This window comes from uncultured Phascolarctobacterium sp. (assembly GCF_958349595.1).
Lineage (GTDB): Bacteria > Bacillota > Negativicutes > Acidaminococcales > Acidaminococcaceae > Phascolarctobacterium.
Window position 1 is genome coordinate 13,001 of record NZ_CATWDQ010000012.1, and the last position, 14,205, is coordinate 27,205.

General features: G+C 47.3%; 14 protein-coding genes. 10 read left to right on the top strand and 4 right to left on the bottom strand.

Annotation, left to right across the window (positions count from 1 at the left end; all coding sequences use genetic code 11):
- Positions 1-466: 466 nt before the first annotated feature.
- The 8 genes from Q4G98_RS09025 to Q4G98_RS09060 all read left to right on the top strand — a co-directional run bounded on the left by Q4G98_RS09025 (position 467) and on the right by Q4G98_RS09060 (position 7,504).
- Positions 467-679, top strand: coding sequence for a DUF2922 domain-containing protein (locus Q4G98_RS09025; protein ID WP_293546195.1), 213 nt, complete (start codon positions 467-469; stop codon positions 677-679).
- A 5-nt stretch (positions 680-684) separates the two neighbouring features.
- Positions 685-840 (top strand): YvrJ family protein, encoded by a 156-nt coding sequence (locus Q4G98_RS09030; protein WP_301961886.1) that lies wholly within the window; start codon positions 685-687, stop codon positions 838-840.
- 360 nt (positions 841-1,200) lie between these two features.
- On the top strand, positions 1,201-1,602 hold the full coding sequence (locus tag Q4G98_RS09035; RefSeq protein ID WP_298564510.1) for an Rrf2 family transcriptional regulator: 402 nt from the start codon (positions 1,201-1,203) through the stop codon (positions 1,600-1,602).
- Between the two features lie 46 nt (positions 1,603-1,648).
- Positions 1,649-1,933 (top strand): helix-turn-helix transcriptional regulator, encoded by a 285-nt coding sequence (locus tag Q4G98_RS09040; protein WP_298564512.1) that lies wholly within the window; start codon positions 1,649-1,651, stop codon positions 1,931-1,933.
- A 20-nt stretch (positions 1,934-1,953) separates the two neighbouring features.
- Positions 1,954-2,160 (top strand): hypothetical protein, encoded by a 207-nt coding sequence (locus Q4G98_RS09045; RefSeq protein WP_298564514.1) that lies wholly within the window; start codon positions 1,954-1,956, stop codon positions 2,158-2,160.
- 71 nt (positions 2,161-2,231) lie between these two features.
- Positions 2,232-4,736, top strand: a complete 2,505-nt coding sequence (locus tag Q4G98_RS09050; RefSeq protein ID WP_301961936.1) for an autotransporter outer membrane beta-barrel domain-containing protein — start codon at positions 2,232-2,234, stop codon at positions 4,734-4,736.
- A gap of 223 nt (positions 4,737-4,959) precedes the next feature.
- Positions 4,960-6,993, top strand: coding sequence for an autotransporter outer membrane beta-barrel domain-containing protein (locus Q4G98_RS09055; RefSeq protein WP_298564577.1), 2,034 nt, complete (start codon positions 4,960-4,962; stop codon positions 6,991-6,993).
- 28 nt (positions 6,994-7,021) lie between these two features.
- On the top strand, positions 7,022-7,504 hold the full coding sequence (locus Q4G98_RS09060; protein ID WP_298564518.1) for a hypothetical protein: 483 nt from the start codon (positions 7,022-7,024) through the stop codon (positions 7,502-7,504).
- A gap of 518 nt (positions 7,505-8,022) precedes the next feature.
- Here the strand turns inward: Q4G98_RS09060 and Q4G98_RS09065 are convergent.
- From Q4G98_RS09065 to Q4G98_RS09075, 3 genes are all read right to left on the bottom strand, one after another.
- Positions 8,023-8,766: a pentapeptide repeat-containing protein gene (locus tag Q4G98_RS09065; RefSeq protein WP_298564519.1), complete on the bottom strand. Its 744-nt coding sequence runs from the start codon at positions 8,764-8,766 to the stop codon at positions 8,023-8,025.
- A 23-nt stretch (positions 8,767-8,789) separates the two neighbouring features.
- The gene (locus Q4G98_RS09070) at positions 8,790-9,494 is read right to left on the bottom strand and encodes an HAD family hydrolase (protein WP_298564521.1); all 705 of its coding nucleotides are present in this window, start codon (positions 9,492-9,494) and stop codon (positions 8,790-8,792) included.
- Between the two features lie 91 nt (positions 9,495-9,585).
- Positions 9,586-10,047 carry an S-adenosylmethionine decarboxylase family protein gene (locus Q4G98_RS09075; protein ID WP_177561208.1) on the bottom strand — a complete coding sequence of 154 codons (462 nt, stop codon included), beginning with the start codon at positions 10,045-10,047 and terminating at the stop codon, positions 9,586-9,588.
- A 210-nt stretch (positions 10,048-10,257) separates the two neighbouring features.
- Between Q4G98_RS09075 and Q4G98_RS09080 the strand changes: the two genes are divergently transcribed.
- Positions 10,258-12,417, top strand: a complete 2,160-nt coding sequence (locus Q4G98_RS09080; RefSeq protein WP_366916992.1) for an ATP-dependent RecD-like DNA helicase — start codon at positions 10,258-10,260, stop codon at positions 12,415-12,417.
- A gap of 52 nt (positions 12,418-12,469) precedes the next feature.
- The gene (locus tag Q4G98_RS09085) at positions 12,470-13,156 is read left to right on the top strand and encodes a ComF family protein (protein ID WP_298564524.1); all 687 of its coding nucleotides are present in this window, start codon (positions 12,470-12,472) and stop codon (positions 13,154-13,156) included.
- A gap of 41 nt (positions 13,157-13,197) precedes the next feature.
- Here the strand turns inward: Q4G98_RS09085 and Q4G98_RS09090 are convergent, their stop codons facing one another.
- Positions 13,198-13,815: an HD-GYP domain-containing protein gene (locus Q4G98_RS09090; protein ID WP_293548686.1), complete on the bottom strand. Its 618-nt coding sequence runs from the start codon at positions 13,813-13,815 to the stop codon at positions 13,198-13,200.
- Positions 13,816-14,205 lie beyond the last annotated feature (390 nt).

Sequence of the window (14,205 nt, forward strand, 5' to 3'; positions counted from 1 at the left end):
TGCATCGTACTATTCAGTTTTAGATTTCATAAGCACAGTATCGAATTACTGATGAAACAATGCTTTCTAAACTAAAGAAGTAGAACGTAGGGTGTTAGGGCACATTGAGCAGATTTTGTTATGTGCGATGCGAATAAGGCGATAGCGGAGTGACTTGTTTGAGGCATTGTTGCTCAGATGATTTATCTTCGGCAACAATGCCGAGTTTCGCGGAGCCGCCGTTGAGCAAAGCTAAATAAAAATCTGCGACGTGCCGGTTTTTCTTTGGTTCGTTTCTTTTACCGCTAAAAGAAATGAACATTTAAAGAGAAAAATCTTTACGCAGCTTGCTTCTGGAAGAAAGCTGCATATAAAAAAGAAAACCAAAATTAAAATCTTTGAACCAAAATCCACAATCAAAATACAAAAGTCCAAAAAGACAAAAAAATAAAGTAGGCGCAAAACCTACAAAAAAGGAGCAACCACCATGGAAAAAACACTTGAACTCATCTTCACCAAAAGCGACGGCGCCAAAAAAACCCTCAGCATCGCCGACCCGCGCGAAGGCCTTACTCTTGCCGAAGCCAAAACAGCTGCCGATAAGATCATCGAAGCCAACGTGCTTACTAGCGGCGGTTTGGAACTGACCGAATTTACCGAAGCTCGCATCAAAACAGTCACCATCGACGTGCTGGCCTAGTGGATATGCAGGAAATATTCAAAGCAGTTGGCAATTTTGGCTTCCCGATAGTATTGAGCTGGTACCTGCTGCTGCGCATGGAGCAGCGGCTGGACAAGCTGGGCGACTGCCTGCATGAGCTGAGCAGCGCCATTGTCAAAGAACAGAGTAAAACTGAATAAAATACTGGAACCTGCTGTGCGGTCATGCCTTCGACGTGGCATAAGCCTGTATGGTTTTGGGACAAACAAAAAAAGATAAGGCGACGCAAACCGAAAGGTAAGCGTCGCCTTATCTTTTCTATTTTGTATTATACACCTAAAAATTATCAGTTGCAAGACCATCAAACAAATTTTTTTAAAAAGCGAACAAAAATGTCTTGCGGGGGGGGACGGATGTGGTATTATAGTAAAAAGGAAAAGATTAACAAAAAGATAAAAAAGATGCAATTTATAAAGATTTGTTTAAGGCTATAAAGCCGGAGCATATTTTTTTTGAATAAAAGAAACCTTACCAGGTAAGGTTTTGGAAGGGGAGCTGTAATGCAGCTTAATATTACGACGGATTATGCAATAAGGGCCGTGCTATATCTGGCACTGCGGCAGGAGCTTGTGACAGCCGGTGAGATATCTGCGGCGATGGGGATACCCAAAAGTTATATTTTGAAAATAACGCAGAAACTGGTGCAGGCAGGGAGCTTTACAAGAACTGTAGGGAAGCTTGGCGGTTTTATGCTGGCAAAAAACGCAGAAGAAATTACTTTGTATGAAATCATAAATTTAATGGAACCTACCAGTAAAATCAATCGCTGTTTGGAAGAGGATCGGTATTGCAGCCGTTTTGCTGCGGATAATTGTCCGGTCAGAAACTTTTATTGTTTATTGCAAAACGAGCTGGAGGGGAAATTGAAAGCAGTCACTGTTGCAGCATTATTGCCCAGGTAATAAATGCGTTGAATAAAGTGATAAAGAGTAGTGAAAGGATGTGAAAATGATGGAGGTTTTGGATACTTTAAAAGTCGGCGAGACGATCAAGATCAAAAGGATACAGAAACGGATTACTCAAGCTGAGCTGGCAAAGCAGCTGGGAGTATCGCAAACTCATTTGAGCAATGCCGAGAACGGAAGGGTGCTGTTGAGTTTGAGAGGATTTTTAAAATTAAAGGTTATTTTTGATTGTACATTGGATGAATTAGTGGAACCTGATGACGGTAGTAAATGGCTTAAAGGGGGTATAAGGGCAAAAAAATACAGGCTTGTACGTTGTGAGGATTAGTTTTAAGGGAGATGTTTTATGTGCAGAGCAAGATTTGTAATGATGGGCAGGAAGCCGAAAGTAACAGGTGGTGGAATGGCTTGATCGTGACCTGCCCCATCTGCGGCCGTGAATTTGGCTGCAATAAGGCATATCACGTTTATACAGCTTTGATAGGAAGAAAGCGGCAATATTATTGCAGCTATTCCTGTTATAAACAAAGACCCAATCCAAGGGAGAAAAGATGAAAGGAAGGGAAAGTTTATGAAAAATAAAGATTTAAGCAGTAAAGTGTTAGTGTCTTTGCTGACAATGTCGTGTGTATATCTGGGGGGGGATATCTGCGCTTGCTACTGTCGCAGCGGCTGAGAATGATCCGGATAATACTGTTGGAAAGGTCATTACCGTTGGCGATAGCTTAAGTGGCGGCGATGTGTTTAATTTTAAAGGCAGCGGGTCTAATAATACGGCGCTGCGTGTTTATGGAGAGAATTTAAATATCCCAATGACTGGCAGCGGTGTATATACGATCAATGGTAATGGCGCTAGTGGTATTACCGGGATGAAGTTTTCAAGTACGGAATCGGTTTCTACTGGTTGGGGTAATTCAGAGAGTTTTATCAGGGCTGTAGGCGTAATAAATGGTGACTGGAAGCTTAATCTGCAGGCTGGTGGTACTGCTTATGGTGTTGTGATCGATGGTGGAACCAAGTATACCAAGCCTGGAAGTATGGATAGTATTGATGATGCCAGTGATATAACTTTTACCGGCAAAGTTAATATCGATATCGAGGGTAATGGTGTGAATGCTGTGCAATTAAAGGGCGGGTCTAAAGGTGCTTTTAAAGATGACGTTACGGTAACTGGTACCAATAATGGTAATAATGCGTTATATGGTACGCAGATAAACAGCAGCAGCGCTGTTTTTGAAAAAAACCTTACTTTAAATCTGCAGAACAACAGCACGCAGCAAGGCAGCAATCCGGGGTATGGTATCAAATTATTAGGGAACGATTCTTCTGTTATGGTAAAGGGAAAAACAACGATCACTATCAATTCTGCCGGGCAGTATATTACCGGGATAGATTTTTCAGGCAGCGGCAATAAAGGGGAATTTGGTGATACTGAGATTTTACTGACCGGCGGTTCACAGCATAAAGGTATTAATATTTCAGGCGGTCAGGCTGATTTTAACGGTGATACTAAGATCAGCGTTGGGAATTATTCAGCCGGTACTGGTTCGCGTACAGCAACTGCCCTTAACAGTATTAGTGGCGGTATTATCAATGTCAACCAGAATAAGAACAAGACGGTGCAGATCAAGGGACATTTTGTTTCTACGTCTGATGGTGTTATCAATGTGGTGTTAAATAATGCACAGTCTTGGTGGGAAGGCGATGCACAGCTGAATGCAAGTGGTAAAGCTATCAATGTCGAACTGGCCAATGGTGCAGTGTGGTATCCTGGCTGCGGCATTGAGATCCATAATAAAGGTTTGAATTTGAATCTGCATGATAACGGTATTGTGGATATGACAAAAACTGCTTCTAAATATGATAACTTGACCATTGGCAGTTTAAATGGCAGTGGCGGTATGTTCCGTCTGGAGACGGACGTAGTAAATATGCAGAGTGACAAGGTCTATATCGAAGCTACTACTGATGTAGGCAAGCACAGGCTTGATATTATCGATGTTAATGAAGTGACGATGGATCAGATCGCTGCTGATGCAGGGAAGGGGCTGCTGCTTGCAACTGCACCAGATGCCATTAAATTTGCAGCTAATGACAGAGAACAGACTTTATTTTATGTGCGCTATAACTTGAAAGAAGAGGCGTTGGGTACAGGTATGACGGAATGGAAGCTGGACGGTTTTGAAATCGTAAAGGAAGATCCAGATAGCCCTGATTTAAAACCGACGACCAGCATTGATACGATTTTGTCGGCAAATGCACTTAACTACCATACCTGGCGGACGGAAAACGACAAGCTGCTGAAACGTATGGGTGAATTGCGCTATAACGGTGAGCAGGAAAAAGGAGCCTGGTTCCGTGTGCAGGGCAGCAAGATCGGCCGCGAGGGTCAGTTTGATTTTTCCAATAAGTATACAACATATCAGCTTGGCTATGATGAACTGACTAAATATACTGACAGCGTCAAACGCTATCAGGGCTTTGCTTTAAGCTATACCGACGGCAGCAGCGGCTACAGCAGCGGCAGCGGTGATAACAGCAGCAAGGCGATCAGCTTCTATAATACTGAGATCGGCAGCAAAGGCCACTATCTGGACTTTGTTTTTAAAATCAGCAATATGGATAATGATTTTGCTGTGTATGACAGTAACAGCAACAAGATAACCGGTGATTTCAATAATACCGGCGTGGCGCTGAGCGCCGAGTACGGCAGGAAAAATGATTTTGATAACGGCTGGTATATTGAGCCGCAGGCACAGTTTACTTTGGGCTATCTGGGCGGCGATAACTACACCGCCAGCAACGGGATCGAAGTAAGCCAAAGCGGTATTAAGAGCGCTGTAGGTCGTATTGGATTCAATATCGGTAAAGCAGTTGGCAGCAAGGGCGTTGTTTACGCTAAAGCAAATCTGCTGCATGAGTTTGGCGGTGGTTACGAAGTAGCTATGCAAGACAGCAGCGGTGCTGTGACAGTAAGCGACAGCTTCAGTGATACCTGGTTCGAGTATGGTATCGGCGCCGCGCTGCAGACAGGCAAAAACAATCACATCTATTTTGATGTGGAACGCAGCAGGGGCAGTGATTTCAAAAAAGACTGGCAGTGGAATGTTGGCGCCAGGTGGAATTTTTAAAAGAACCGGCCCTAGTTTAGACGGTGCCACAGAATAGGGAGGACGAAAATGATGAAAAAAAGGATTTGAGTAAAAAAGTATTCGTATCTTTGCTGACCATGTCGTGTGTATATCTGGGGGGGATGCCAACGCTCCCCGCTGTCGAAGCAGCGTATTTAGAAGGGAATTCTGTAGATGGCAATGCTACATATAGTTTTGCCGATGGTTATATGTTGTGACCAGTATGAATGGCGGCGCTGTCAATTTTGACCACGCTGTGGATATTTATGGCAGTGCGACTAAGAGCGGTGTTTATGGAATCTATACTACTGGTACCGGCAGCAGCATTCACGCTAAAGATAAGGTTGTTATTGAAACTGTTGGTGGTACTACGAATCGTGGTATTCAAGTCAGCGGTGGGGGAAATGCGTTATTTGAAAATTCTTTGATCGTTAAAACAAGTGGTGACAGCGGCAGCAACTATGGCATTTTTGTATCTTCTGGAGGCACGCTGAAAGCTGATGGTGATCTGCAGCTTGCAGTAAGCGGAGCGTATGCCCAAGCAGGTTTACTAGTAGATGGTGCAAATTCTGTTGTGCAAATCAATGGTCGGGCAGATATTGATTTTGTAACTGACAGTGCGAGTTTTGCGGTTAACGCATGGAATCAAGGGAAAATTGATTTTAATGGTGCGGTGTTTATTAATGCAAATAGTATCCGTGAGGAGCATTTAAATAAAGCTGTTATTGCTGTAATGGAAAATGGTACGGTGAATATAAACCAGTCCGGCGGGAAGCAGGTCGTTATTAAAGGCGGCATCAGTGCGTCCAACGGTAATCTGAATCTTACTTTGGACAGGTCTGATTCTGTGTTGGAAGGTTATATTCTTTCCAATGGAAGCAGTAATACTGCGCTGAAGTTATCTAATGCGTCTGCTTGGCGATTGTCAAATATGCTGCCCAGTAGAGTCGGTAAGGTCGAGCTTAGCAGCGATGCAACGATAGATATGACTTTTGGCGGGATGTCTGCTACTGAGCTCAGTATTGGCGATTACAGCGGTACCGGCGGTAACTTTATACTGTATACTGATCTGGCCAGCGAAGCAGACGGTGACAAAGTGGTTATTACTAACGCCGCTGCTGGAACGACTTATGTACAGGTGAAGGATGCCAGCCTTACTAATGGCAGTGTGGTTACTGGGAATAAGAATTTACTGTTGATTACTGATGCCAGTAAAAATGCCGCTTTTGTAGGTAAAAAACTGAATGCCGGCGGCTTGTGGGATGTGACGCCGACTATTGAAAACGGCTTGAAGGTGACGCTGAATGATGGAACGCAGGGCACAGAGGAGCAATGGTATCTGACGAAGATAGCAAAGGCTGTCAATAATGATACCGGTGTTTTGCTGAATGCAGCGGACAATAGCTATGCCTTGTGGCGTAACAGTAACGATACGCTGCGTAAACGCTTGGGCGAACTGCGCTATAGAGCCAATAAGAACGATGGCGATGGCATTTGGGCCCGTTATACAGGCGGCAAATTTGGCAGCAGCGGTTTTGACGGCAGCTACAATATGTATCAGCTGGGCTATGACAAGGCGGATAATGCTAAAAGCACCTATGGCTTTGCCGTGGAAAGTGGCACCGGCCATGCTGACTACAGCTTCGGCAGCGGCAAGGATAAGCTGTGGGCCGGCAGCTTGTATGGTACTTGGCAGGGCGGGCAGGGCAATTATACCGATGTGGTCGCACGAGTAGGGCAATTTGATACGGACATAAATTCGTACGGCGATTATCCCGATAAGGCCAATAGTAAGAACCATGCTTATAGCCTGAGTGTGGAATACGGTAAAACAATAGAATTGAGTGAAGCACACGGTACCTTTATTGAGCCGCAGGTGCAGTTTATCATGGGCCGTCTAGGCAGCAGCAGCTATACGACTGACCGCGGCAATAATGTTTATTTAAGCGGTGTCAACAGTTATATCGGCCGCTTGGGCATAGTTGCAGGACAAAAAATGTCTGATGGTAACGATATTTATTTGAAAGCAAATTTGCTGCATGAGTTCGGTGGTGACCGTGATATTTATATGCGGGCTGCTAACGGTGAGATTTTGAGCGATAGCCGTGATTACGGCGATACCTGGTTTGAGCTTGGACTTGGGGGCAATGTCAAATTAAGCAATAACAGTCATTTTTATGGCGATATTGAACGCAGCTTTGGCGCTGATATCCAAAAGAAATGGCAAATCAACGCCGGCGTACGCTGGACGTTCTGAGTTAATCAGAGGAAAGGAAATCGCAGTTATGAAAAAAATCTTTGTAATAATGATGGCACTGGCGGTAATGGCTTTTTGTAATGTCGTTGGGGCAGCCAATGATTTTGCGGATGTAAAAGTAATGTTAAAGGCAGCGGAGCAGGTATTACCATCAGAGGCTGAGATAGTCAGCCTGGAAGAGGAGGGGGAAACGACGCTGCTGGTATATGTGGACGAGGCAACGATGACTTATTATGATTTGTCATTTAATACGTCTACCCTGAGGCTGGAAAAACTGAAAGCGCAGAGCAGTAATATCATTGGCAGTACGATGATGTCTAAAACAGTAGAGGATATCGGGAAAATTGTTTTGCAGGAATATCCTGAGGCTGTCGATCTTGAAATTAGAACAGTGAAAGACGGATTGAATACCTATTATAAGGCTGCTTTTGATATGGCGGGTTACCGCGCTGTGTTGAAGCTGAATCCTGTAACAGGAGCTATCGGCGAACGGGAATTGTTTTACAAGTGATCAGGAATAGCAATGATGTTGCGAATAAGAGCAATATTATAGAGCAAAGAAAAACACAGACCATTTCGGTCTGTGTTTTTCTTATTTGTCCAAGAATACAGCAATGCAGTTTCTTACTTGCAAGAGTTACTGAGAAAAATGCACATTCAATTTTATTCATTGTTTAAGTTGTGTTAATAAAGAAAGCAAAACAGCTAATTTACTTAGTGATAATTTAAATATTGTCAATCGCTAAATTTATGAAAAAAGAACATAATAAAATTAAAGAAAAGGTTTAGGTATTATTTAGATATTAGATAAAATTTAATACTTTTATAATGCAGTCATATATTTTGGAAAGGAGGCGTACATCATGGGTGTCCATATTTTGGCAGCGAACATTTTAGGCAGTGGTTTACTGGCAGTAATTTTAGGCGTTTGTTGGTGGCTTATAAAACAGTGATAGTTGAAAGATGCGCCGCCGGAAAAAGGAAGAACAGGCAGATAAGATCAAAAGATCTTGTCTGCCTGTTCTTTTTCTATTCAAAAATAGCTTCGTTTTTGAAGGCGGTGCCGAAATCGGTAAAGTTCAGGCTGGCGCCTTTAAAATCGGTTTCATTGAGGAGTGCTTTGTCAAGGGTCGCGTTATTGAGGTTGGCGTTCTGCAGCAGGGCCTGGCTCAGGGTAGCGCCTGTCAGATCAGCATCGCTCAGGTTGGCGTTGTTCATTTTGGCGTTAAAAAGATTGGCGTTATTTAAAACAGCGCCGTGCAGATTGGTGTTATAAAGCCAGGCATAGGCCAGGTTAGTCTGTGTAAAATCGGCTTCCAGGCAGTTGCTGCTGTCCAGTGTTGCTTCCTGAAGGTTGGCCAGGTAAAACACGGCAAATTGCAGGTCGCAGTTGGCTATTTTGGCTCTGAAGGCGTTGGCCTGGGTAAAGTCGGCCTTTTTCAGGCTGCTGCCGCTCAAGTTGGTATAGTTGAGCTGCGCTGCTTTAAAGCTGGCGTTGTCGAGTTGGGCGTTGGTCAGGACTGTTTTGGTCAGGACGGCTTTGTCCAGAAGCGCTCCGTCCAGTTTGGTTTTGACCAGTCGGGCCCCGGTCAGATTGCTGCCTGTCAGGTTGGCGCCTGTCAGGTCCAGATTGCTCAGTTCCGCTCCGGAAAGGTCGCCGTAGGGGCAGCTGCCGCTGCTGAGCAGGGTATCAAGATCGTAGCTGTTGTAGGCCGAAACTGGTGCTGCAATAAGCAGCAGGGCCAGCACAGCGCCGTAAAAAATATTTTTCATGGTGTTCTCCTCAAAGTAAAGTATCAGTTTTCGTCAAGCAGGGCCACAAGCTCCTGCGGGTCATCGGGCAGTCTGTCTATGAGCCGCCAGGGCCGGCAGGCTGCCAGTTCGGCTTCACTGTGGGTGGAGCCGGCCAGCACGATCAGGCTGCGGGCGTTGATGGCCTGGGCGCAGCGAATATCGTTGGGGGTATCGCCGATGATGATGATGTCGTCTGGCGTTACGGCAGGGTCGAGCAGGTAGAGCCGTTGCCAGGCTGTCCGTGCCAGTTCGCAGCGGTCTTCGCTCAGTTCGCCGCAGGCGCTGCAGCGGCTGTCAAAATATTGGTCGATGCCGTAGTGGCGCAGCTTGGTAAAGGCGCCCATCATGGTATTGCCTGTCAGCAGGCAGGTTTTATAGCCGGTTTCATGGTCGGCAAAGTATTGCAGTGTTTTTTGGACGTTGGGCATCAGGCTGCCTTGATGTGTGGGCAGGTATTGCGGCAGCAGCCGGTGATAGAGGATCATGAGCCCGGCGGCATCGGCGGCGTTGCAGCTGCCTTTGATGTCGCGGATGACCTGCTTGAAGATGTGCGAGTCTGTGGCGCCGCCCAACATATGCGAGAATTGAAAGTTTTCGATGCCGAAACGCAGCTTGATGGCGTCGCGTACAGCGTCTACGCCGGCCAGTCCTGTTTTTAAAAGCGTTCCGTCGATGTCCCAGAAAATATATTTCATAGTTTGCTCCATAATAATCATTGATATGCTTAGTTACTATTTTAACAGAGAATTGGCGTTAGGAACAGAGGGAAAGAAAAAAGCTGCCTTAAGGCAGCTTTTATTACATTGAACGTGGTTTCATTATGAGCTTGGAGAGCTTGTTGCCGATAGTGCGGGCGCGGCGGACAGTTTTGATATTGGATTTGCGGCGCGGTTTCATATCGCTTTCGCTGCCGAAATCACCGCGTTCGAGGTAGGTGATCTTGGATTTGTCAGGATCAAAATAATGACGCAGGAAACGTGCTAGTCCGTCAGGATCGGCATCTTTGAAGCAGGTAAAAACGTCGATGGTGACAAAGCCCAGATCAGGATACAGGTGCAGGGTAACATGGCCCTGTTTGCAATGGGCAAAGACGGAGTATTCGTTGATGCCGTCTTCGCAGTTGACGTAGGTTTCACGCGGCTGCATGGCAAAATCTGCGGCGGCGCTTTGAACTGTTGCCTGCACACCGGAGGCGTCGCTTAAAAGCAGATCGCTGCAATTATACATATCTATGGCTATTTGAGTTCCGATTGATTTCAAGGTAGTTCTCCTTTCACAGAGGCGAGCTTTAATTTTTAAAATAAAATCTTGGTTTAAGTATAAACAACTTAATATATTATAGCTAAAAAATAGCTTGCTGTCAAAGTTTATTGAGGGCTGCGTCGTTGAAAAGAACAGGTAAAAAGTTTTGTTTTATTGGAAAACGTGTTATAATAAACGAGAACATTTGTTTTGTACGGTGGTGGCATGATGCAGGAATTGCAGGGCGTTATTGATAATATAGTTTTTCAAAGTGAAGATAACCAGTTCAGCGTTTTCAGGGTGAAGACCGAGCATGAGGGCCGTGTGAGCGTTGTGTACCGGGGGCCGGCGCCCTTTTTGGGAGAGACGGTGGAGCTCAGCGGCAGCTGGGGCGAGCACGCCAAGTTTGGGCGGCAGTTCCGGGCTGAGATGTGTCAGGCGATCAAGCCTTCGACGACGGACGGCGTGGAGCGGTTTCTGGCTTCGGGCGCGGTGCGGGGGATCGGTAAAACGATGGCGGCCCGGATCGTGGAGCATTTCGGTTCGGAGACGCTGGATATTTTGTCGTTGTCGCCGCATCGGCTGACTGAGATTTCCGGCATTGGTAAAAAGAAAGCCGATGCTATCGGGATGTCGTATGCGGAGCTGTCGGATATGCGGGAGCTGATGGTCTATCTGGAGTCGCACGGCGTCAGCGCTAATTATGCGCCGAAGCTGCAGGCTCAGTATGGCGCTACGGCGCTGAAAAGGATTCAGGAGAACCCTTACAGTCTGGCCAGCGATATCACAGGTATCGGCTTTAGAACGGCGGATAAGATCGCCCTGGCTACCGGTATGGATGGAGCCTGCGAGGAACGGATCAAGGCAGGCTTGGAATATGCGCTCAATCAGGCGGCGTCGGCAGGTCATACCTGTGTGCCGGAGGAGCTGCTGCTGCGCGAGACGGTGCGGCTGCTGCAGGTGAGAGGCAGTATCGTCAGCGATGTTTTTCAGAAGCTGCTGGCGGAGGACAGGCTGCGGACGGAGGAGGTCGGCGGCTTACGGCTGATTTATCCCGAGTATTTGTATCAGGCAGAGGTGCAGACCGCTAAACGGCTGTTGAAGCTGCGCGATCTGGCGGGGACGATTGAAAAGGTGAATGTGGATAAGATCATTGCGCAGTGGGAAGCTGAGGCAGGGATCGCTTTGGCTGAGGCGCAGAAAGAGGCTATCCACGCTTCTTTGAAATACGGTGTGTTCGTGCTTACGGGCGGTCCCGGTACAGGTAAAACTACTGTTATCAAGGGGATACTGGCAGTTTTGGAAAAGGCCGGCTGCAGGATCTTACTGGCAGCACCTACGGGGCGTGCCGCCAGAAGACTGGCCGATTCGTCCGGGCATCCGGCGGTGACGGTACACAGGCTGCTGGAGTATACGCCCAATGGCGGCGGTTTTAATTTCGGCAAGAATGACGGCGATCCGCTGGATGCGGACGCGATCATTATCGATGAAGCGTCGATGCTCGATATTACGCTTACTTATCATCTTTTGAAGGCGGTTCAGGGCGGGTGCCGGCTGATTTTTGTCGGTGACGTCGATCAGCTGCCGTCTGTTGGCGCCGGTTCTGTTTTAAAGGATATTATCCGTTCGCAGAAGATGCCTGTTGTAAGGCTGGAAAATGTTTTTCGTCAGGCTGAGATCAGTCCTATCGTGCGCAATGCGCACAGGATCAACCGCGGGCAGATGCCCGAGTGGGAGACAGGCAGCGATTTTACTTTTGTGGAGATCGAAAATGAGTTTGACGCGGCGGAATATGTGGCCAATGTCTATGCCAGACTGACGCAGCAGAGTGACTGGCAGTCGGTGCAGGTCTTATCGCCGATGCATAAGAATCCCTGCGGGGTCCAGAACCTTAATCATTTGCTGCAGCAGCGTCTCAATCCGCCGGCGCTTGACAAAAGCGAGGTCAATACACCGGGGAATGTGCTGCGGGCCGGCGATAAGGTGATGCAGATCCGTAATAATTATGAGAAGGATGTTTTTAACGGCGATATTGGCAGGATCGTGTATATCAATGGGCGCAATGTTACGGTGGACTACCCTGAACGCGCCGATGGCGAGTATGTTACTTATACCGCCAGTGAGGTTGACGAATTGCAGCTGGCTTATGCGATGAGCGTGCATAAATCGCAGGGCAGCGAGTATCCGATGGTGATTTTGCTGATGGTACCGGGGCATTATATCATGCTGCAGCGTAATTTGCTGTATACTGCGGTGACCCGTGCCAGACAGAAGGTCATTTTAGTGGGGACGCGGGCGGCGGTGCAGACTGCGGTCGATAACGACAGGACCAGAAAGCGTTATTCACTGTTGGCTGAGCGGCTGCAGGAGCAGGGCGATATTTTTTAAAGCTGCTATAAATCAAGATCACTGGAAATAAGGAAAGGTGCTGGATAGCCCCATGCTGATACGGCTGCTGAAAAACTGGTATAAGGTCTTGCTGTCGGTGTTTGGGCCCAGAAAGTGTGCGGGCTGTGGGCAGATCGCCGAAGAGGGATTGTTGTGCGGTGTTTGCAGAGCGGCTTTGCGGCAGCCGCTGTGGTTGCCGGCACGGGACGCTTTAGACGGGGCGGGGATGCTGTTCAGGTACAGCGGCGCGCTCAAGACGGCTTTGCAGAAGGTCAAGTTTGGCAGCCGCAGGGAGATACTGGAGCTGCTGGCTGAGGAATATTGCCAGTTCAGCGCTGCTGACTGGCCCGGAACGCTGCGGGGTATTTTACACAGGCGGGCGGTGATCATCGTTCCCATACCGACGGCGCGGCAGCGGGTAAAAGCGAGAGGCTTTGATATTCCGCTGGTATTGTTTGAGAAGTCTGGCGCCGGCCACTGTCTGACACCGGCTTTGGCGAGAACACGGGAAACACTGCCGCAGTATGATTTGCGGCCGCTGGAGCGCCGTCTGAATTTAGAGGGCTGTTTTGCAGTCACGCAAAATGTTGCCGGCAAAACTGTCGTTGTGGTCGATGATATTTTTACTACGGGAGCGACGATGGAGGAGGCGGCCAAAGCTTTGAAGGCGGCCGGGGCTGCCGAGGTCTATGGTCTGGCGTTTTGCGGCAGTATCGAAAATTATGGCGCGGGGCAATAAAAAACTTGCTGCCAGTTGCTGACAGCAAGTAGTTGATGCAATTATTTTTTTGTTTTAGTGACTTTACTGGGAATGACTGACTGCATGAAGGCTTTGACAACATTGGGGTCAAAATCCAGCCCCGCCTTGTTCTGCAGCTCGATGATTGCTTCGCTGTGGGTTTTCTGCCACTGCTGGGTGCAGGGGTTGATGAATTTATCATAATGATCGGCTACGGAAATGATTCTGGCGCCCAGAGGGATGTTTACGCCTTTGAGCCGCTTGGGATAACCGGTGCCGTCCCATTTTTCATGGTGTGCATGGATAATGGGGATGATATGGCTGAAGCCCTGGATATTTTCCAGCATACTGGCGCCTGCCTGGCAATGCCGTTTGTAGATCGACATTTCGCGGGTGCTCAGATAGGGTGCTTTCATGAGGATCATGTTGGGCACGGAAAGGCTGCCTATATCATGCAGCAGAGCTGAGGTCTTGATACAGGAAACTTCGGCCGGGGGCAAGCCCAGCTTGGCGGCAATGCTGGCAGCATAGTTGGCGACCTGCTGACTGTGCATGTAAAGCGCCTTATTCTTATGTTTTAACATTTTCAAAAAGAAATCGCAGATTTCCGCGGTTTGTCCTTCGTCGGGGAAATCCAGGAATTGGGGTATGGCAATCATAAACAATCCGTCCTCATTTACATGGTGATAATAGTATACTACGAAAAAGATGATTAGCAAAGATACTTGCAAAAATTTTTGCTTAATGTATAATTATAACTACAACTCAGGTCTGTGGTTGCAAGTCGATGCCAGTTGCGGGCAAAACGATCCACGTAAGCAATCAAAGTATTGTGAGCACGGCGCAGCTTAGAAGTAAGTCCTGCCGCAAAGGCGAGAGGGGTAGTAGTGGGGAGCTCTGCAAAGCTTATGAGCGAACCCTCCAGCAGGCGAGTGTGGGGGCGAAAACCAGGTCAGCTGAGTTGTCTGTGAAATTTGTACCGTTATTAAAAAAATAACGGTATTTTTTTATTGCCTGACTGCGGATTTAGTACTATAATAAAAAAATAT